We start from the raw sequence: 18,005 nt of genomic DNA on the forward strand, positions 1-18,005 counted from the left end.
GGGCGAGTCCCCCGGGGCCGAATTAGGTAACCCTAAGTGACGAACTCCACCATTGATCGTTTCGGACCGTGGTTGTCAGGGCCGGAGTAATTACGCAACAATGGCGTTGTGAAATACCAGGGCGAGGCTCCGCAGGAGGAACTCGCGACCGGCGAGCGCTCGACGCGCAACCGGGTCGCGCGCTCCATCCTGGACCACGGCCCGTCCACCGTCGCCGATCTGGCGAAGCGCCTGGGACTGACCCAGGCCGCCGTCCGCCGCCATCTGGACGCCCTCGTCTCCGACCGTGTCGTCGAGGCCCGCGAACAGCGGGTCTACGGGGCGCGGACCCGCGGTCGTCCGGCCAAGGTGTTCGCCCTGACCGACTGCGGCCGGGACGCCTTCGACCAGTCCTACGACAAGCTTGCCGCCGACGCTCTTCGCTGGATCGCCGAGACCGCGGGCGACGAGGCGGTCGTCGCCTTCGTCCGCGCCAGGGCGGCCGCCCAGTCGGCGGCCTACCGCAAGGCGATCGACGCGGCGGACCCCGAGAAGCGCACGGAGGCGCTGGCCAAGGCCTTGTCCACCGACGGGTACGCTGCTACGGCGCGAAGCGCGCCGGGCCCCCAGCAGGGCGAGCAGCTGTGCCAGCACCACTGCCCGGTCGCACATGTCGCCGAGCAGTTCCCGCAGCTGTGCGAGGCGGAGACGGAGATCTTCTCCAGCCTGCTCGGGACCCATGTGCAACGTCTGGCCACCATCGCCCACGGCGACGGGGTGTGCACGACGTTCGTACCGCGCGGCGGACCCGCAACCGCACAGACCACCACATCAGCATCTGCAAGCACGGCCGGGAGGAACCCCGCATGACGCTCCCCACGGAGACTGCCCACCCTGAGCTCGAGGGTCTGGGTACGTACGAATTCGGCTGGGCCGACTCCGACGCGGCAGGCGCGGCGGCCAAGCGCGGCCTCTCCGAGGCTGTCGTACGCGACATCTCGGCAAAGAAGAACGAGCCCGAGTGGATGCTGAAGCTCCGTCTCAAGGGGCTTCGCCTGTTCGACAAGAAGCCCATGCCGAACTGGGGCTCGGACCTGTCGGGCATCGACTTCGACAACATCAAGTACTTCGTGCGGTCCACCGAGAAGCAGGCGGAGTCCTGGGAGGACCTGCCCGAGGACATCAAGAACACGTACGACAAGCTCGGTATCCCGGAGGCGGAGAAGCAGCGCCTGGTCGCCGGTGTCGCCGCGCAGTACGAGTCCGAGGTCGTCTACCACCAGATCCGTGAGGACCTGGAGGAGCAGGGCGTCATCTTCCTCGACACGGACACCGCGCTGAAGGAGCACCCGGAGCTCTTCAAGGAGTACTTCGGCACGGTCATCCCGGTCGGCGACAACAAGTTCGCCTCGCTGAACTCGGCCGTGTGGTCCGGCGGCTCGTTCATCTACGTGCCGAAGGGTGTCCACGTCGACATCCCGCTGCAGGCCTACTTCCGTATCAACACGGAGAACATGGGCCAGTTCGAGCGGACGCTGATCATCGTCGACGAGGACGCCTACGTCCACTACGTCGAGGGCTGCACCGCGCCGATCTACTCCTCGGACTCGCTGCACTCCGCCGTTGTCGAGATCATCGTGAAGAAGGGCGGCCGCTGCCGTTACACGACGATCCAGAACTGGTCGAACAACGTCTACAACCTGGTCACCAAGCGCGCCGTGGCGTACGAGGGCGCGACCATGGAGTGGGTCGACGGCAACATCGGCTCCAAGGTCACCATGAAGTACCCGGCCGTCTACCTGATGGGCGAGCACGCCAAGGGCGAGACGCTCTCCATCGCCTTCGCGGGCGAGGGCCAGCACCAGGACGCCGGATCCAAGATGGTCCACATGGCGCCGAACACCTCCTCCAACATCGTCTCCAAGTCGGTGGCGCGAGGCGGCGGCCGTACCTCGTACCGAGGTCTGGTCGAGATCGGCGAGGGCGCCGGGGGCTCCAAGTCCAACGTGCTGTGCGACGCGCTCCTGGTCGACACGATCTCCCGCTCCGACACGTACCCGTACGTGGACGTCCGCGAGGACGACGTGTCCATGGGTCACGAGGCCACCGTCTCCAAGGTCTCCGAGGACCAGCTCTTCTACCTGATGAGCCGCGGTCTGACCGAGTTCGAGGCCATGGCCATGATCGTGCGCGGCTTCGTCGAGCCGATCGCGCGCGAGCTGCCCATGGAGTACGCGCTCGAGCTCAACCGGCTGATCGAGCTGCAGATGGAGGGTTCGGTCGGCTAGCACAGCCTGACGACCGAATCCCCCGACTTTTGACAGAGAAAGCGAGCACTACGACAGCCATGGCTGAGGCTCAGAACATTCCGGCGGGGTCCACCACCACCGGGTCCATCGCGGTGGCCGCCGAGTCGACCGTCGCCACGCGCATGAGCGCGCCCCCGTCCTTCGACGTAGCGGACTTCCCGGTCCCGCACGGCCGGGAGGAGGAGTGGCGGTTCACGCCGCTGGAGCGGCTGCGCGGGCTGCACGACGGCACCGCCGTCGCGACCGGTGGCGCCGTCAAGGTCGCGGTGGAAGTCCCCGAGGGCGTCACGGTCGAGACCGTCGGCCGTGACGACGCCCGGCTCGGCCGGGCCGGCACCCCGGTGGACCGTGTCGCCGCCCAGGCGTACTCGTCCTTCGAGCAGGCCTCGGTCATCACGGTCGCCAAGGAGGCAGTGCTTCCCGAGCCGATCCGGATCGCCGTGCACGGCGAGGGCGGTGTGGCCTACGCCCACCAGGTCGTCGAGCTGGGAGCCTTCGCCGAGGCCGTCGTCGTCATCGACCACACCGGTGACGCGGTCGTCGCGGGCAACGTCGAGTACGTCCTCGGTGACGGCGCGAAGCTCACCGTCGTCTCCGTCCAGGACTGGGACGACACCGCCGTCCACGCCGCCCAGCACAACGCGCTGATCGGCCGCGACGCCACCTTCAAGTCGATCGTCGTCACCTTCGGCGGCGACCTGGTCCGGCTCCACCCGCGGGTCGCCTACGCGGGCCCCGGCGGCGAGGCCGAGCTCTTCGGTCTGTACTTCACCGACAAGGGCCAGCACCAGGAGCACCGCCTCCTGGTCGACCACAACACCCCGCACTGCAAGTCCAACGCCGTCTACAAGGGCGCGCTGCAGGGCCAGGACGCGCACGCCGTCTGGATCGGTGACGTCCTCATCCAGGCCAAGGCCGAGGGCACCGACACGTACGAGATGAACCGCAACCTCGTTCTCACGGACGGTGCGCGGGTCGACTCGGTGCCGAACCTGGAGATCGAGACCGGCGAGATCGTCGGCGCCGGTCACGCCTCCGCGACCGGCCGCTTCGACGACGAGCAGCTCTTCTACCTGATGTCCCGCGGCATCCCGGCCGAGGAGGCCCGCCGACTCGTCGTGCGCGGTTTCTTCGCCGAGCTCGTCCAGCAGATCGGTCTGCCGGACGTCGAGGCCCGTCTGCTCGACAAGATCGAGGCCGAGCTGAAGGCTTCCGTCTGATGGCCTTCGTCAAAGTCTGTGCGCTGAGCGAGCTGGAGGAGGACACCCCGAAGCGGGTGGAGCTCGACGGTACGCCGGTCTCCCTGGTCCGCACCGAGGGCGAGGTGTTCGCGATCAACGACATCTGCTCGCACGCGAACGTCTCACTGTCCGAGGGAGAGGTCGAGGACTGCATGATCGAGTGCTGGCTGCACGGCTCCAGCTTCGACCTGCGCACCGGCAAGCCGTCCGGCCTTCCCGCGACGCGCCCCGTCCCCGTATACCCCGTCAAGATCGAAGGGGACGATGTGCTCGTCTCCGTCACCCAGGAGTCCTGAGTCACCCATGGCAACGCTTGAAATCCGCGACCTGCACGTCTCCGTCGAGGCCGACAACGCCACGAAGGAGATCCTCAAGGGCGTCGACCTGATCGTGAAGCAGGGCGAGACCCACGCCATCATGGGCCCCAACGGGTCCGGCAAGTCGACCCTCGCGTACTCCCTCGCGGGTCACCCCAAGTACACGATCACCAGCGGCACGGTGACCCTGGACGGCGAGGACGTCCTGGCGATGACCGTCGACGAGCGCGCCCGCGCCGGCCTCTTCCTGGCCATGCAGTACCCGGTCGAGATCCCCGGTGTCTCGGTCTCCAACTTCCTGCGTACCTCCGCCACCGCCGTCCGCGGCGAGGCGCCCAAGCTGCGTACCTGGGTGAAGGAGGTCAAGGAGACGATGGCCGATCTCCAGATGGACCCGGCGTTCGCCGAGCGCAACGTCAACGAGGGCTTCTCCGGTGGTGAGAAGAAGCGCCACGAGATCCTTCAGCTGGAGCTCCTCAAGCCGAAGGTCGCGATCCTCGACGAGACCGACTCCGGTCTGGACGTCGACGCCCTGCGCGTCGTCTCCGAGGGCGTGAACCGGGTCCGCGAGACCGGCGAGGTCGGCACGCTGCTGATCACGCACTACACGCGGATCCTCCGTTACATCAAGCCCGACTTCGTGCACGTCTTCGCCAACGGCCGTATTGCCGAGTCCGGCGGCGCCGAGCTCGCCGACAAGCTGGAGAACGAGGGCTACGAGGCATATGTGAAGGGTGGCGCTTCCGCGTGACACAGCTGCCGGGCCTCCTCGACACCGAGGCGATCCGCAAGGACTTCCCCCTGCTGGATCGTACGGTCCACGACGGGAAGAAGATCGTTTACCTGGACAGCGCGGCGACTTCGCAGAAGCCGCGCCAGGTGCTCGACGCTCTCAGTGAGTACTACGAGCGGCACAACGCCAACGTCCACCGAGGTGTGTACACGATCGCGGAGGAGGCCACGGCGCTGTACGAAGGCGCCCGTGACAAGGTCGCCGCGTTCATCAACGCGCCGAGCCGCAACGAGGTGATCTTCACCAAGAACGCCTCGGAGTCGCTCAACCTGGTGGCGAACATGCTCGGCTGGGCCGACGAGCCCTACCGGGTGGACCACGAGACCGAGATCGTCACCACGGAGATGGAGCACCACTCCAACATCGTGCCGTGGCAGCTGCTCTCGCAGCGCACCGGCGCGAAGCTGAAGTGGTTCGGCATCACCGACGACGGCCGCCTGGACCTGTCCAACATCGACGAGATCATCACGGAGAAGACGAAGATCGTCTCCTTCACGCTGGTCTCCAACATCATGGGCACGATCAACCCGGTCGAGAAGATCATCCGTCGTGCCCAGCAGGTCGGCGCGCTGGTCTGCATCGATGCCTCGCAGGCCGCCCCGCACATGGTGCTCGACGTGCAGGCGCTGCAGGCCGACTTCGTGGCCTTCACCGGTCACAAGATGGTCGGCCCGACCGGCATCGGTGTGCTCTGGGGCCGCCACGAGCTGCTGGAGGACCTGCCGCCGTTCCTCGGTGGCGGCGAGATGATCGAGACCGTGTCGATGCACTCGTCGACATACGCCCCGGCACCGCACAAGTTCGAGGCGGGTACGCCCCCGATCGCGCAGGCCGTCGGCCTCGGCGCGGCCGTGGACTACCTCTCGGCGATCGGCATGGACAAGATCTTCCAGCACGAGCACGCGATCACCGAGTACGCGGTGAAGCGCCTCCTGGAGGTCCCGGACCTCAAGATCATCGGTCCGGCCACCGCGGAGGACCGCGGCGCCACGATCTCGTTCACGCTCGGCGACATCCACCCGCACGACGTGGGCCAGGTCCTCGACGAGCAGGGCATCGCGGTCCGGGTCGGACACCACTGCGCACGGCCGGTCTGCCTGCGGTACGGAATTCCTGCGACGACGCGAGCGTCGTTCTATCTGTACTCCACGCCTGCCGAGGTCGACGCCCTGGTGGACGGTCTGGAGCATGTACGGAACTTCTTCGGCTGAGGGTTGACTGGTGAAGCTTGATTCGATGTACCAGGAAGTGATCCTGGACCACTACAAGCACCCCCACGGGCGCGGCCTGCGGGACGGCGACGCCGAGGTGCACCACGTCAACCCGACGTGCGGCGACGAGATCACGCTCCGGGTGAGGTACGACGGCGAGACCATCGCCGACGTGTCGTACGAGGGTCAGGGCTGCTCCATCAGCCAGGCCTCCGCCTCCGTGCTGAACGAGCTGCTGGTCGGCAAGGAGCTGGGCGAGGCGCAGAAGATCCAGGAGACCTTCCTGGAGCTGATGCAGTCGAAGGGTCAGCTGGAGCCGGACGATGCGATGGAGGAGGTGCTGGAGGACGCGGTCGCGTTCGCCGGTGTCTCGAAGTACCCGGCCCGGGTCAAGTGCGCGCTGCTGAGCTGGATGGCGTGGAAGGACGCGACGGCGCAGGCGCTGTCCGAAGGGAAGACGGCATGAGCGACAACGAGACTCTGACCACCAAGCCGGCCTCCGAGGAGGAGGTCCGCGAGGCCCTGTACGACGTCGTCGACCCCGAACTGGGCATCGACGTCGTCAACCTGGGCCTGATCTACGGCATTCACATCGACGACGCCAACATCGCCACCCTCGACATGACGCTGACGTCCGCGGCCTGCCCGCTGACCGATGTCATCGAGGACCAGGCGAAGTCCGCGACCGACGGCCTCGTCAGTGAGCTGCGGATCAACTGGGTCTGGATGCCGCCGTGGGGCCCGGACAAGATCACGGACGACGGGCGCGAGCAGCTGCGTGCGCTCGGCTTCAACGTCTGAGCCATATGCCTGACCCGAACGGCCCCCGGCTTCCACCGGGGGCCGTTCGGCGTCGTCCGTCTGCCCTACGGATGGTGTGCCCGCCGTTGGTACGGGAACCGGAGCGTACTCCTCGACATCACGCCGACGAGAGGCACGCCGTGCTGCATCAGTTTTCGCTGCGGAACCGTCGGGGCCACCGCCGCGGCCGGCGTTCCTGTGCTGGCGGCCCTGGGAGTCGACACCCCTGCGCACGCCGCCACTTACGGGACTTCGGCGAGGAGGCCGTCGTCGACGTGCCGGACCTGGCGGTGCCGGGTGCGCGGGCGCAGCTGATCACCGACGCCGGTTCCGCCGATATGTACGGGGACGTTACCGAGGCGAGGGACCTCGACCACGCCGAGTGGAAGAAGCCGCGTTCCGTCCGGTTCACCGTCAGCAGCTGACGACCGGGCACGGCTTCGCGTTCTGTCATGGCGAACGGCCATGTCCACCGTGCAGACTGGCGGTCATGGCCGTTTCCTTCTACTCCATCGTCGTCGACGCCCACGATCTGCCGTCGCAGGCCCGGTTCTGGTGCCGGGTGCTCGACTGGGAGGTGCTCTTCGAAGCCGACGACGAAGTCGTCATCGGCGCCGACAAGGACGCCGTGCCCGGCATCACCTTCGTCCCCGTACCGGAGGGGAAGACGGTCAAGAACCGGCTGCACATCGATCTCGCACCCGACGACCAGGCCGTGGAGGTCGCACGGATCATCGGCCTCGGTGCCACCCGGTCGGACGTCGGCCAGCGCGCCGATGCGGGCTGGGTGGTGCTGGCAGACCCCGAGGGGAACGAGTTCTGCGTGCTGACTCCGAAGAACTCGCTCATCGACTGAGAGCCGACTGCACCGGTACCCGGGTCGGACCCGTGTGCGCGGGCCCGACCCGCGCTCACGGGCCGAACTGCGGGGGCACGGCAGCGGCTTCGGCGAGCACCGGGCCCAGGTTCTCGTTGCGCATCCGGCGATCGACGTACAGCAGACCGGTCACCAGCTGAGGGAACGTGGCCGAGACGAGCTGGCTGACCAGCTGCCCCAGCAGCGTGGCCACCAGGTAGCCGCTCATGGCGACGACGACCGCCGTCGCATTCGGATCGGAGCCCAGGCTCTCCATGCCGATCATGCCGGGGAACATGCCGAGGATCGAGAACGGCAGCTGGATGATGTAGCTCGCCACGGCCGCCATGAGTATGGCGAGCAGAGAGATGCCGAAGATCCGCCACCAGTCACCGCGCACCAGCTGAGACGAGCGGCGCAGCGCGGCGACCGGGCGCTGCCCCTCGAAGACCGCGGCCGCGGGGGCCAGCGAGAACTTCACCCAGAGCCAAATCGCCAACGGGGCGGTGGCCAGAGCGCCCAGGACGCCCACCGCGATCGCCACCCCGCTGCCGGATCCGTCCAGGGTGATGAACGCGATCGTCATGGCGATGAAGGCGACCATCATGAGCACTATCGGGATGACCGCGACCAGGGAGGTCAGGAGCACCGTGCCGATCACGGCCGGGACCCGCGCCCAGGCCCGGCGCCAGATGATGCCGAAGGTGGTCGGCCGGCCCAGAACCGCGTCCTGCAGAACCGCCGGAACCGTCGCGTACATCATCGCCGTGGCGGTCATCAGCACCAGGACGGCCACCAGCCAGACGGCGCCGAGGGCGATCGCCAGCGGCACGATGTCCTCGGATCGAGGGCTCTCCTCCGAGGAGAGCTCCATGACCCGGTGCAGAGGGTCACTGACCGCGGAGTACGCGATCGCGACCGCCGCCCCGACCACGACCAGTGCCCCGCCGTACACGGCCGCGCCCACGCCGAACAGCTGCTTCCAGTAGCGGCCCATCGTGGAGAAGGCTCCACCGAGTATGTCCCCGAGACCGAGGGGCCGGAGTGGTATCACCCCGGGTTTCGGGGGCATCCAGCCGCCGCCCCATCCCGGCGGCCCGGGAGGCCCTCCGTACGGCGCTCCTCCGTACGGTGTGCCGCCCCCGGGCACACCGCCGCCCCACCCTGCGTCCTGCGCCACTGCTGCTCCGTTGTCTGTTGTCGTTGCTGTGTGCCGGTCGGGACACCGTAGCGGTCCGGACCCGGCAGCGGATCCCGGCCGGCACCACCGACCGCTGCGGGCCGGGGATGCCGGATCCGGCCCGGCGTTGTGTACAGGTGTACGCAACGATGCGTACACTCGTACACATGGGATATGGGCTGCTGGCCGCGGCCATCGCGGCGGAGGTGGCCGGGACGACGGCCATGAAGTACAGCGAGGGCTTCACCCGGCTGTGGCCCTCGCTCATCACCGTCGTCGGCTATCTGCTGGCCTTCTCGTTGCTCGCGCAGACCCTCAAGACACTGTCCATGGGAACCGCGTACGCCATCTGGGCCGGGGTCGGCACGGCCGCGGTCGCCACCATAGGCGTCCTGTTCATGGGTGAGTCCGGCAACCCGGTCAAGGTGGCGGGCATCGCCCTGGTCATCGCCGGCGTGGTGGTGCTCAACCTGGGCGGAGCCCACTGATGGTCCGCCGTTACGACCCCGAGCGCCGCGGCCGCATCATCGACGCGGCGATCCGGGTGGTGGGCGCAAGGGGCATCGCGGGGCTCAGCCACCGCTCCGTCGCCGCCGAGGCCGATGTGCCGCTCGGTTCGACGACGTATCACTTCGCCTCGCTCGACGATCTGCTGATCGCCGCGCTGCGCCGGTCGAACGAGCACTTCGCCCGCGCCATGCGGGAGAGCGAGGCGCTCCTCGCGCCGGACGCGGACCTCGCCGAGGAGCTGGCCCGGCTGCTGGGGGAGTGGTTCTCCGGCGGGCGCGGGCGACCGGAGCTGGAGTACGAGCTGTATCTTGCGGCGCTGCGCCGGCCGGCACTGCGGCCCGTCGCCGCCGAGTGGACGGACGGTACCGCCGAGCTGCTCGCCGGGCGCACCGACCCGGCCACCGCGCGGGCGCTGACAGCGCTGATGGACGGGATCTGTCTGCAGGTGCTGCTGACGGGCGGGACGTACGACGCGGCGTACACGCGGGAGATGCTGGCCCGGATCATCGGCTGACCAGGGCCGGTCAGGGCTGACAGGGCCGGCCACGGTCGGCCGGGGCAGGGCGGCGCAGAGCGGTCCCGGACCGGGTGGGCGTCGGCGCATCGCCCATCGGCAGGCCGGGGGCGTCCGGCCGGTTCAGCCGCCGACCGCCGTCAGCGCCGCCCGCACGCTCGCCTCGATGTCCGTGATCGGATACAGCGCCTCGCGAACCGTCCGGTCCCGGTCCACCACCAGCGTCAGCCGCTTCAGCCGGCTGACCCCCGAGGCGCGGAACGTCGGCAGCCGCAGCGCTGCCGCCAGCTCCAGCTCCGCGTCGGAAAGCAGTGGGAAGCGCAGCCCCTCCGCGTCCGCGAACGCCCGCTGCTCGTCCGGGCGTTGGGTGGAGACTCCGTGCACACTCGCCCCCGCCGCGGTGAACTCGGCCAACTGATCGCGGTACGTACAGGATTCGAGGGTGCAGCCGCGCGCGCCCGGGATCTCCGCCCAACCGGGCGGATAGGCGTCCCGGCGGGCGTAGGCGCCCGGAAAGCAGTACAGGACGGTGTACGGGGTGTCGGCGACCGGGTCGCTCAACACGCCGTAGCTGTCCTGTAGTTGCAGCTCGGGCAGGCGGGTGCCCACCAGTGCGTGCACCCGCGCCGCCTCCCGGGACGCCTCCTCGGTCGTCGCCATCGTCTCTCCGCCTCCCGTCACCCAGGTGTCGCCCCAGTCCTGGAGCGCGATCAACACAGGCAGCAGTGCCCGGCCGCGCGGGGTGAGCCGGTACTCGTACCGGGCCGGGCGGTCCTGGTACGGCTCCCGGGTCAGTACCCCCGCGTCGACCAGCAGGCGCAGCCGCTCGGTGAGTACCTTGCGGGACATACCCAGCTCCTGCTGGAGCGCGTCGAAGCGGTGCACCCCGCGCGCGGTGTCCCGCACGATCAGCAGGGTCCACCAGTCGCCGACGACATCGAGGGCCTGGGCGATCGCGCAGTCGGCGTCGGCCAGGCTGGTGCGCTGCGGCATTGCTTCGTCTTCTTCCGTTCTCTTCCTCATGGATTGACCCGCGGAAAGCATGCTGCCATAGTCCGTTCCCAAGGGGAACTCACTGGGGAGGGTGACGGGGATGGGGATGCTGCGGAACGTGCCGCGGACGGTGCGGCTGCTGGCCTTCGGGGCCTTCCTCAACGGAGTCGTCAGCTTCACCTTCGTCTATCTCTTCGTCTATCTGACCGGACCGCGCGAACTGACCGTTCCGCAGGCCGGAGTGATCGCCGGCATCGGCGGGGTCGGCCTGGTCGCCGGGAACTTCACCGGCGGCTGGTTCGGCGACCACTACGGCCACCGCCGGATGCTCCTCGCGGGCGCGCTGGTGAGCGGCGCGGTGCTCGTCACCCTGCCGGTCCTGCCGATCGCGGCGATGTACGCGGTGCTGCCGCTCGCGCAGTACGCGGCCGGCGTCGTACGCGCCGCCAACTCCGCACTCGTCGCCGTCTCCGTGCCCGAGGGCGGCCGACGCCAGAGCTTCGCCGTGATGCGCGCCGGCGGCAACGCGGGCTTCACCGTCGGCCCACCGCTCGGCGCGCTGATCGCCGCCCACTTCTCGTACGGCCTGCTGTTCGTCGTCGACGGCCTAGGGACGCTGCTCTTCGCCGTGTACGCATCGAAGGTGCTCCCGGCGCGCGGCACCGTACACACCCGGCAGGCCCGCAACCCCGACGCGCCCGGACTCCTGCGGGAGATGCGGGCGAGGCCGGCGGTGCCCGTGCTGCTCGCCGCGATCCTCTGCGTGGACCTCGTCTACCGGCAGCAGTACTCGACCCTGCCGGTCTTCCTCGCCGATCACGGCCGCAGCACCCAGTTCTACGGCTGGCTGCTCGCCATCAACGGCGGCGTCATCCTCTGCCTCGAACTCCCCGTGACGCACGCGCTGCGCCGACGGGCGCCGCTGAGCATCGTCGGCGCCGGTCTCTTGCTGGTGGGACTGGGGTTCGCGGTACTGATCCCGGGGGCGGGGGCGTTGTTCGCCGTCACCATGATGGCGTCGGTGACCGCGGGCGAGATCCTCTACAAGACCACCGCCACGGCATACGTCGCCGACCAGGCACACGCCCATGCGCAGGGCCGCTTCCAGAGTCTGTACGCGGGCGCCTCCATCAGCGGGCAGGTGCTGGCGCCACCGCTCGGCGGCGCGCTCTACGCCGCCGCGCCGGAGCTGCTCTGGCCGGCCTGCGCGCTGCTGGCGGGCGGCGCGGGCCTCGCGGTGCTGGCGGCGCGGCGGCTGAGCGGGCCCGGGGCGAAGACCGTGCGGGGGCCGGTGCGCGACGCGTCTGCGGCGCAGGCGCCACCCGTACGGCAGGCACGGTCCGGGTGACCGGACCGTGCGAGGCCGGCGGGGGCCGCGCGGTGACCGTCCGGCGAGACCGGTTGGCTCCGGCGGGTCCTCGCCGGTTAGGTTTCGTGTCATGACCGACACGACTTCTCGCACCACCGGCGCCGTCGCCGCCGGCCTCGCCACCATCGCCGGCGACGGTTCCGTTCTCGACACCTGGTACCCCGCCCCCGCGCTCACCGCCGAGCCCGGTCCGGCCGGAACCGAGCGGCTCACCCCCGACCTCGCCGTGAACCTGCTCGGTGAGGGTGCGGCCAAGGCCATCGGCGTGGACGCCCGCCGCGGTGTCGAGATCGTCGCCGTCCGTACGGTCATCGCCTCGCTCGACGACAAGCCGCTCGATGCGCACGACGCGTACCTGCGCCTGCACCTCCTCTCGCACCGCCTCGTCCAGCCGCACGGCCAGAACCTGGACGGCATCTTCGGCTTCCTCGCCAACGTCGCCTGGACGTCGCTGGGTCCGGTCGCCGTCGACGACCTGGAGCACGTGCGGCTGAACGCCCGCGCCGACGGCCTGCACCTCCAGGTCACCTCGGTCGACAAGTTCCCCCGGATGACGGACTACGTCGCTCCGAAGGGCGTCCGGATCGCCGACGCCGACCGGGTCAGGCTCGGCGCGCACCTCGCCGCCGGTACGACCGTCATGCACGAGGGCTTCGTCAACTTCAACGCCGGCACGCTCGGCACGTCGATGGTCGAGGGCCGCATCTCCGCGGGCGTCGTCGTCGGCAACGGCTCCGACATCGGCGGTGGCGCCTCCACGATGGGCACCCTCTCCGGCGGTGGCAAGGAGCGCATCGTCATCGGCGAGCGCTGCCTGATCGGCGCCGAGGCCGGCGTCGGGATCGCGCTCGGCGACGAGTGCGTCGTCGAGGCCGGTCTGTACGTCACCGCCGGTACGCGCATCACGCTGCCGGACGGCCAGATCGTCAAGGCGCGCGAGCTCTCCGGGGCCTCGAACATCCTGTTCCGCCGCAACTCGATCACCGGCGCCGTCGAGGCCCGCCCGAACAACGCGGTGTGGGACGGCCTGAACGAGATCCTGCACAGCCACAACTAGCGTGTAGCCGCGAGGAGTTCCTCGTACGCCCTCCGCAGCCCGTCGGTCGCCTCGCGCCCGGCGGGCTGCAGCGGTTCCCGGACCGGGCCCATGTCGAGCAGCGCCTTGACCGTCACGGTGCCGGGCAGACCCGACGCCATCATCAGCTCGGCCAGCGGCGCGGTCAGCAGATTGAGCCGGGCGGCCTCCGCGGTGTCCCCGGCGTCGAACGCGTCGATGACCTCACGCAGTTGCCGGGGCGCCACATTGGCGACCGTGCTGACATAGCCCGCCGCGCCCACCGCGTACAACGGCAGGTTGAGTTCCTCGCAACCCGAGTAGTACGCGAGCGAGGTCGCGCCGATCACCTTCGTCGAGCCGAGCAGGTCGTACGCGCAGTCCTTCACCGCCGCGATGCGCGGGTGCTCGGCCAGCCGCAGCAGGGTCGCCGGCTCGATACGGGTGCCGGTGCGGCCGGGGATGTCGTACAGCATCAGCGGAATGCCGGTCGCGTCGGCGACGCGCCCGAAGTGCGCCTCGACGGCGGCCTGCGGGGGTCTGCTGTAATACGGCGTCACGACCAACAGCCCGTCCGCTCCGGCCTGTTCGGCCTGTTGCGCCAGCTGCACGGTGTGCCGGGTGTCCGCACTGCCGACCCCCGCGACGAGCGGTACGCCGTCGCCGACGGCCTCCCGGACCGCGCGCAGCAGTGCGGTCTTCTCGGCGTCGGTGGTGGTCGGGGACTCGCCGGTGGTCCCGCTGAGCACCAGGCCGTCGCAGCCGTCGGCGACGAGGCCGGCGGCATGCTTCCCGGCGGTGTCCAGGTCCAGGTCGCCCTCGGCGGTGAACGGAGTGATCATGGCGCAGAGGGCGCGACCGAAGGGGGCTACGGATGCTGTCATGTCCGAAGTGTCCGACGGCCGGACCGTAAAGGTCTACTTAGTTCTTCTTGGGGTGAAGAGGAAGGAACGCTGAACAATGGTCCTAGGAGTCCGGTCCGCGCTCTGGCATGATCGAACGCCTATGCGGCAGGCCGATACGGGGGCGGGTGCATGAGCATGCAGGAAACGGCGAGTACGGGGAGCGGTACGCGAAGAGCGGTGGCGGCCGCGTGCACGGCCGGGGTGTTGGCCCTGTCGCTGTCGGGATGCGCCGGACTGTTCGTGCCGGCCGGCGAGGGGGAGCCGGCGCCGACGCCGAGCGTTTCGCGGACGCCCGGCCGGGTGCACGCGGAGAAGCTGCAGCCCGGTGATCTGTCCACCGCCCCGCCGGCCACCGGCGACGTGACCAGCCCGGCCCCGCCGCCGAGTGCCGCCGCCCGGGCCGACTGCCCGTCCTCCGGCGTCGTCGTGGACATGGGCGAGGTGCAGGCCGCACTGGGTCACCGGGCCGTGGGGCTCACGCTCACCAACTGCGGGAGCAAGCCGTACCGGGTCGACGGCTACCCGTCCGTCCGGGTCCTGGACGACGAAGGCGAACCGCTGCCGGTCAAGGTGAACCCGGGCTCCTCGTACATGGGAACCGACCCGGGGCCGAAAGAGATCATGCTGAAGCCGGGGAAGTCTCTGCACTCGCTGCTCGCCTGGGTCTCCACCGCGACCGGCGGCGACCTCATCGAGGGCGACGCGCTGGAGATCGCACCGGCACCGGGGCTGGAGGCGCGTACCTTCCCGCTGAAGGGGAGCGACGTACGGCTGCTCGACGAGCTGAACATGACCGCCTGGCGCACCGTGTCGCCCCAGTAGCGCCTCCGGGGCGGCTCAGAGGGCCAGCTTGAAACCTTCGTGGCTTCGGTCGAAGCCCAGCGACTCGTAGAACCGGTGCGCGTCGGCACGCCGCTTGCTGCTGGTCAGCTGCACCAGCGCGCACCCCCGCAGCCGGGCCCGGTCGACGGCCTGCCTCATCAGCTCCCGCCCCAGCCCACCGCCCCGCCGGTCGGCCCTGATCCGCACCGCCTCGATCAGCGCCCGCTCCGCGCCGCGCTTCCCGAGCCCCGGTATGTACGTGGCCTGCAGACAGCCCAGCACGGTGTCGCCGTCCACCAGCACAAGCATTTCGTTGCGCGGATCGCTCTCGATGTCGGCGAAGGCTTTTTCGTACCCCCGGTCGACCACGACCGAGGCCGGGTCCACGACGCGGTTCTCGTCCGCGAGGAGCGCGAGGACGGCGGGCAGGTCGGCGCGGGTGGCGGTGCGAAGGATCATGTCCCGGAGTCTGGCACGGGTACCTGAGCGCTGAGCAGCCGGATACGGTGCGGCCGCGCGGTCGGCCGCCGCCCGTGAAACCGGTGGTTGACCTCGAGCGTGCTTGACGTATCAGGGTGGTCGTCAGCGGCGCACCGCAGGGGTGCCCCGGCGAGGAGGACCGTCATGAGCGTGCAGTTCGAGTCCCGTCCCGATGTCGTCCGGCGCGATGCGGGCCTCGTCAAGGCCAGTACCTGGGACGTCGGCACCCCTGTGCGGCAGCGGCAGGCGGTCGAGGCCATCCGCGAGGTGTGGGGCGGCCGGGACTGGCCGCACCCGGGGCTGCTCTCGTACACCGTGCACGCCGGGGACGACGGGAAGACGCTGTTCCACTACTCGCAGTGGAGTGGTGAAGGCGCATATCAGGAGTTCCTCGCGAGCGGACGGGACGCGCGCAACGCCGACATCGATGCCTCCGTGCCAGGGATCCGCCGGCTCGGCCTGCACACGTACGAGCTCTACCGCTCCACGGCGCCGAGCGACGCCGACGCCCCTGAGCCGGGATGCGTCGTGATCGTCGACGTCGAGTTCGACGGGCCGGACAAGGCGCGTCAACGGGACTGGGTGGACACCGTGTTCGAGGCGATCGGGACGGATCCGGCGCCCGCCCCCGGCGGCATCTCCGGGCACTTCCACGTGAGCGTCGACGGGACCCGCGTACTCAACTACGCGGAATGGGCGAGCGCGCAGGCGCACATCGACGCGCTCGCCGCTCCCGGCGACGGCGTCGGGTCCAGGACACCGCAGTGGCAGCGGGTGCAGTCCTACCCGGGGGTGAGCGGCGGCGGTGTGCACCGCTACTCGCGCGCGCTCAGTCTGAGGGCGGCCGGGTAGCCGGCGAGGACCGGGGGCCACGGGCGCAGGCGCGACGCCTGCGGACCGCCGGTGGTTCGGGTGGACGATGCGGATGCAGCACGCGCTCCGGCGAGTGTGAGAGGCGTACGAGGGGGTGCCCGAGCCCATCGATTCCTGTGCTGTGCAGGGCAGTTGCCGAGGTCGGCCGGGTGATCGGCTGCCGTCCGTCCTAGGGGCCGAGTGGCATGGGCGAAATGCGTCTACGCTTGGTCGGCCTGGGACCACCGCCCCCTGCGGGTCGGTCCGAGCCCGTACCCCCGTACGTCCGAGGAGAACCACCTGATGTCCGCAGAGCGCCCCACCCTGCCACCGGTACGGCTGCACTCCCAGGCGGAGCTGGCACGGGACGCGCTCGCCGCGCCGCTGCTCGCCCGAGCCGTCCGGCTCGCCCGCTGGGCGGGACCCGGGACCCGCGTCGGCGCCGGCGGCGAGCTCGTCGAGGCGCAGCTGCCCGCCGCGGCCGAGCACCTCGGGCTGGCGGCGGACGAGGACGGTGCCGCGGAGGCAAGTGAGGCGTGGCGGCTCGCGGTCGACACCGGGCTCCTCGACGTCCACGACCCGGAGGGGGACGACGCCGGAGACGACGCCGAGGGGACCGTCAGCGCGGGCGAGAACCTGGGACTGCTGACCGGCGGCTCCCCGCAGGACGTCCTGACGATCTGGCTCGACGGCCTGGAGGCCGTGCACGCCGACGCCACCGCACCCGTCTTCGACGACTTCGCCGATCTCGTCGGCGAGGACGGGTCGATCGACTTCGACTCCCTGGACTGGGACCCGGAGGCGGAAGCGGAATTCCTCGACGGAGTGCTCGGCAACCTGTATCTGCTCACGGTCGGCGACGGGAGCGAGGGCGAGGCGCCCGTACCGTTGCCCGCGCTCGCCGCGTCGATGATCGTGCCCGACGAGATGGGCGAGCCCACCGACGACATCCTGGAACAGGTGTCGGAGGCGATGATGCGCCTCGACGACCAGTTCCGGCTTCTCGAACCGATCGGCATCGTCGCCTACCGGCCGGTGGACGAGACGCTGCTCGCCGAGGAGGGCGAGGAGGCCCAGCCGCCCGCCGACGACGAGGACGTCAGCCGGTACGGCATGGTGCGGCTGACCCCCCTCGGCCTGTACGGCATCCGGGCCCGGATGCTGGAGGCCGGCATCGATGCCCCGGCGATCGGTGATCTCGTGGACAAGGGCGCGGACACGCTCCTCGGCGGCATCGCCTACTACCCGGAGGCTGCGGCGCGCACCGAGGTCGAGCAGTGGCTCGCCCGTCGCGGCGCGGACGGGGCCGCGGGCGAACTGCTGGACGCGGCGCGCGGTACGGACCAGCAGGCCCCGCTGCGCAGGCTGCACTGTCAGCAGGCGCTCGCCCTGGTCGGCGCGGAGGCCGAGCCCGCGGTCCGTGCGGTGCTCGACGACGCGGAGCTGGGCGGCCTCGCCCGGGTCTGGCTCGCCGAGCGCGGGGCGGCCGACGTACCCCCGCCGCCGGAGGCGATGATCTTCTGGCTCGCCGTCGACACGATCGCCGCCCAGCTGGAGGCGGACGGCGACCTGGACGAACTCCAGGGGCTCGTCGAAGGGCTCTCCGGCCAGCACAGCGGGTTCTTCGACGAGGCGTGGCGGGTGGCGCACCCGGCGACGGCGGACGTCCTGGAGGCGATGGGGCGGCTGCACAGCGACAAGACGAAGGCGAAGGAAGCAAGGAAGGCGGCGTTCAAGGCGCGGTCCCGTTCGGGCGGCTGAGCGGGGCGGCCGCCGTGTCCGCCGCGGCACCGGGCCGTCGAGTCGGGCAGCCGGGCGG

General features: G+C 70.1%; 21 protein-coding genes. 17 read left to right on the forward strand and 4 right to left on the reverse strand.

Features of this window, described 5'->3' with window-relative positions; all coding sequences use genetic code 11:
* The first annotated feature begins 108 nt into the window (after nt 1–108).
* The 10 genes from OG963_RS33080 (at nt 109) to OG963_RS33125 (ending at nt 7,507) form a co-directional block, all read left to right on the forward strand.
* Complete coding sequence (locus OG963_RS33080; RefSeq protein ID WP_030919827.1) at nt 109–849, forward strand: metalloregulator ArsR/SmtB family transcription factor; 741 nt, start codon at nt 109–111, stop codon at nt 847–849.
* The gene (sufB, locus tag OG963_RS33085; RefSeq protein ID WP_030919829.1) at nt 846–2,267 is read left to right on the forward strand and encodes a Fe-S cluster assembly protein SufB; all 1,422 of its coding nucleotides are present in this window, start codon (nt 846–848) and stop codon (nt 2,265–2,267) included. The genes OG963_RS33080 and sufB overlap by 4 nt, the downstream gene beginning before the upstream one ends.
* Before the next feature lie 59 nt (nt 2,268–2,326).
* The gene (gene sufD / locus OG963_RS33090) at nt 2,327–3,508 is read left to right on the forward strand and encodes a Fe-S cluster assembly protein SufD (protein WP_030919831.1); all 1,182 of its coding nucleotides are present in this window, start codon (nt 2,327–2,329) and stop codon (nt 3,506–3,508) included.
* Nucleotides 3,508–3,825: a bifunctional 3-phenylpropionate/cinnamic acid dioxygenase ferredoxin subunit gene (locus OG963_RS33095; RefSeq protein WP_030919832.1), complete on the forward strand. Its 318-nt coding sequence runs from the start codon at nt 3,508–3,510 to the stop codon at nt 3,823–3,825. The genes sufD and OG963_RS33095 overlap by 1 nt, the downstream gene beginning before the upstream one ends.
* A 7-nt stretch (nt 3,826–3,832) precedes the next feature.
* Nucleotides 3,833–4,597 (forward strand): Fe-S cluster assembly ATPase SufC, encoded by a 765-nt coding sequence (gene sufC / locus OG963_RS33100; RefSeq protein ID WP_030919835.1) that lies wholly within the window; start codon nt 3,833–3,835, stop codon nt 4,595–4,597.
* A complete protein-coding gene (locus OG963_RS33105) occupies nt 4,594–5,850 on the forward strand; it encodes a cysteine desulfurase (protein WP_030919837.1) in 1,257 nt (418 codons plus the stop codon). The genes sufC and OG963_RS33105 overlap by 4 nt, the downstream gene beginning before the upstream one ends.
* A gap of 10 nt (nt 5,851–5,860) precedes the next feature.
* Nucleotides 5,861–6,316 (forward strand): Fe-S cluster assembly sulfur transfer protein SufU, encoded by a 456-nt coding sequence (gene sufU, locus OG963_RS33110; protein ID WP_037822147.1) that lies wholly within the window; start codon nt 5,861–5,863, stop codon nt 6,314–6,316.
* Nucleotides 6,313–6,651: a metal-sulfur cluster assembly factor gene (locus OG963_RS33115; RefSeq protein WP_030919840.1), complete on the forward strand. Its 339-nt coding sequence runs from the start codon at nt 6,313–6,315 to the stop codon at nt 6,649–6,651. Before sufU ends, OG963_RS33115 begins: the two co-directional genes overlap by 4 nt.
* Before the next feature lie 275 nt (nt 6,652–6,926).
* Nucleotides 6,927–7,076 (forward strand): hypothetical protein, encoded by a 150-nt coding sequence (locus OG963_RS33120; RefSeq protein WP_176901976.1) that lies wholly within the window; start codon nt 6,927–6,929, stop codon nt 7,074–7,076.
* A 65-nt stretch (nt 7,077–7,141) separates the two neighbouring features.
* Nucleotides 7,142–7,507, forward strand: coding sequence for a VOC family protein (locus OG963_RS33125; RefSeq protein ID WP_093771841.1), 366 nt, complete (start codon nt 7,142–7,144; stop codon nt 7,505–7,507).
* Nucleotides 7,508–7,562: 55 nt separating this feature from the next.
* On the opposite strand, the gene OG963_RS33130 is transcribed toward OG963_RS33125, so the two are convergent.
* Nucleotides 7,563–8,579, reverse strand: coding sequence for a hypothetical protein (locus tag OG963_RS33130; protein WP_093929669.1), 1,017 nt, complete (start codon nt 8,577–8,579; stop codon nt 7,563–7,565).
* Between the two features lie 275 nt (nt 8,580–8,854).
* Here OG963_RS33130 and OG963_RS33135 point away from each other — a divergent pair, with 275 nt between their 5' ends.
* Together OG963_RS33135 and OG963_RS33140 are read left to right on the forward strand one after the other, a co-directional pair.
* The gene (locus tag OG963_RS33135) at nt 8,855–9,175 is read left to right on the forward strand and encodes a multidrug efflux SMR transporter (RefSeq protein ID WP_093771845.1); all 321 of its coding nucleotides are present in this window, start codon (nt 8,855–8,857) and stop codon (nt 9,173–9,175) included.
* Nucleotides 9,175–9,711: a TetR family transcriptional regulator gene (locus tag OG963_RS33140; protein WP_319325382.1), complete on the forward strand. Its 537-nt coding sequence runs from the start codon at nt 9,175–9,177 to the stop codon at nt 9,709–9,711. The genes OG963_RS33135 and OG963_RS33140 overlap by 1 nt, the downstream gene beginning before the upstream one ends.
* 123 nt (nt 9,712–9,834) lie before the next feature.
* Here the strand turns inward: OG963_RS33140 and OG963_RS33145 are convergent, their stop codons facing one another.
* Nucleotides 9,835–10,704: a winged helix-turn-helix transcriptional regulator gene (locus OG963_RS33145; RefSeq protein WP_093771849.1), complete on the reverse strand. Its 870-nt coding sequence runs from the start codon at nt 10,702–10,704 to the stop codon at nt 9,835–9,837.
* A gap of 100 nt (nt 10,705–10,804) precedes the next feature.
* Between OG963_RS33145 and OG963_RS33150 the strand changes: the two genes are divergently transcribed.
* Nucleotides 10,805–12,052: an MFS transporter gene (locus OG963_RS33150; protein ID WP_371799761.1), complete on the forward strand. Its 1,248-nt coding sequence runs from the start codon at nt 10,805–10,807 to the stop codon at nt 12,050–12,052.
* A gap of 91 nt (nt 12,053–12,143) precedes the next feature.
* Nucleotides 12,144–13,130 (forward strand): 2,3,4,5-tetrahydropyridine-2,6-dicarboxylate N-succinyltransferase, encoded by a 987-nt coding sequence (dapD, locus tag OG963_RS33155; protein WP_030919878.1) that lies wholly within the window; start codon nt 12,144–12,146, stop codon nt 13,128–13,130.
* Here dapD and dapA read toward each other — a convergent pair.
* Nucleotides 13,127–14,011 carry a 4-hydroxy-tetrahydrodipicolinate synthase gene (gene dapA, locus OG963_RS33160; protein WP_371799762.1) on the reverse strand — a complete coding sequence of 295 codons (885 nt, stop codon included), beginning with the start codon at nt 14,009–14,011 and terminating at the stop codon, nt 13,127–13,129. The two genes, dapD and dapA, sit on opposite strands and share 4 nt — an antisense overlap.
* Before the next feature lie 156 nt (nt 14,012–14,167).
* On the opposite strand from dapA, the gene OG963_RS33165 reads away from it, so the two are divergent.
* Entirely contained in the window at nt 14,168–14,854 is a 687-nt protein-coding gene (locus tag OG963_RS33165) for a DUF4232 domain-containing protein (protein ID WP_093929673.1), read from the forward strand.
* A gap of 15 nt (nt 14,855–14,869) precedes the next feature.
* Here the strand turns inward: OG963_RS33165 and OG963_RS33170 are convergent, their stop codons facing one another.
* Entirely contained in the window at nt 14,870–15,313 is a 444-nt protein-coding gene (locus OG963_RS33170; protein ID WP_093771855.1) for a GNAT family N-acetyltransferase, read from the reverse strand.
* Between the two features lie 165 nt (nt 15,314–15,478).
* Here OG963_RS33170 and OG963_RS33175 point away from each other — a divergent pair, with 165 nt between their 5' ends.
* Nucleotides 15,479–16,186 carry an antibiotic biosynthesis monooxygenase gene (locus OG963_RS33175; RefSeq protein WP_362270941.1) on the forward strand — a complete coding sequence of 236 codons (708 nt, stop codon included), beginning with the start codon at nt 15,479–15,481 and terminating at the stop codon, nt 16,184–16,186.
* 303 nt (nt 16,187–16,489) lie between these two features.
* A complete protein-coding gene (locus tag OG963_RS33180) occupies nt 16,490–17,947 on the forward strand; it encodes a hypothetical protein (protein WP_093771859.1) in 1,458 nt (485 codons plus the stop codon).
* The last annotated feature ends 58 nt before the right edge of the window (nt 17,948–18,005 follow it).

Origin of the sequence: Streptomyces sp. NBC_01707, assembly GCF_041438805.1 — a bacterium.
Taxonomy (GTDB): Bacteria; Actinomycetota; Actinomycetes; order Streptomycetales; family Streptomycetaceae; genus Streptomyces.

Excerpts from the sequence above, each read along its gene's own strand:
- OG963_RS33180 (WP_093771859.1), top strand. The coding sequence starts at position 16,490 with ATGTCCGCAGAGCGCCCCACCCTGCCACCGGTACGGCTGCACTCCCAG.
- OG963_RS33145 (WP_093771849.1), bottom strand. The coding sequence starts at position 10,704 with ATGCCGCAGCGCACCAGCCTGGCCGACGCCGACTGCGCGATCGCCCAG.
- OG963_RS33125 (WP_093771841.1), top strand. The coding sequence starts at position 7,142 with ATGGCCGTTTCCTTCTACTCCATCGTCGTCGACGCCCACGATCTGCCG.
- dapA (WP_371799762.1), bottom strand. The coding sequence starts at position 14,011 with ATGACAGCATCCGTAGCCCCCTTCGGTCGCGCCCTCTGCGCCATGATC.
- OG963_RS33130 (WP_093929669.1), bottom strand. The coding sequence starts at position 8,579 with ATGCCCCCGAAACCCGGGGTGATACCACTCCGGCCCCTCGGTCTCGGG.
- OG963_RS33115 (WP_030919840.1), top strand. The coding sequence starts at position 6,313 with ATGAGCGACAACGAGACTCTGACCACCAAGCCGGCCTCCGAGGAGGAG.
- OG963_RS33140 (WP_319325382.1), top strand. The coding sequence starts at position 9,175 with ATGGTCCGCCGTTACGACCCCGAGCGCCGCGGCCGCATCATCGACGCG.
- sufD (WP_030919831.1), top strand. The coding sequence starts at position 2,327 with ATGGCTGAGGCTCAGAACATTCCGGCGGGGTCCACCACCACCGGGTCC.
- OG963_RS33175 (WP_362270941.1), top strand. The coding sequence starts at position 15,479 with ATGAGCGTGCAGTTCGAGTCCCGTCCCGATGTCGTCCGGCGCGATGCG.
- OG963_RS33095 (WP_030919832.1), top strand. The coding sequence starts at position 3,508 with ATGGCCTTCGTCAAAGTCTGTGCGCTGAGCGAGCTGGAGGAGGACACC.
- OG963_RS33165 (WP_093929673.1), top strand. The coding sequence starts at position 14,168 with ATGCAGGAAACGGCGAGTACGGGGAGCGGTACGCGAAGAGCGGTGGCG.
- sufB (WP_030919829.1), top strand. The coding sequence starts at position 846 with ATGACGCTCCCCACGGAGACTGCCCACCCTGAGCTCGAGGGTCTGGGT.
- sufC (WP_030919835.1), top strand. The coding sequence starts at position 3,833 with ATGGCAACGCTTGAAATCCGCGACCTGCACGTCTCCGTCGAGGCCGAC.
- dapD (WP_030919878.1), top strand. The coding sequence starts at position 12,144 with ATGACCGACACGACTTCTCGCACCACCGGCGCCGTCGCCGCCGGCCTC.
- OG963_RS33150 (WP_371799761.1), top strand. The coding sequence starts at position 10,805 with ATGGGGATGCTGCGGAACGTGCCGCGGACGGTGCGGCTGCTGGCCTTC.
- OG963_RS33170 (WP_093771855.1), bottom strand. The coding sequence starts at position 15,313 with ATGATCCTTCGCACCGCCACCCGCGCCGACCTGCCCGCCGTCCTCGCG.
- OG963_RS33135 (WP_093771845.1), top strand. The coding sequence starts at position 8,855 with ATGGGATATGGGCTGCTGGCCGCGGCCATCGCGGCGGAGGTGGCCGGG.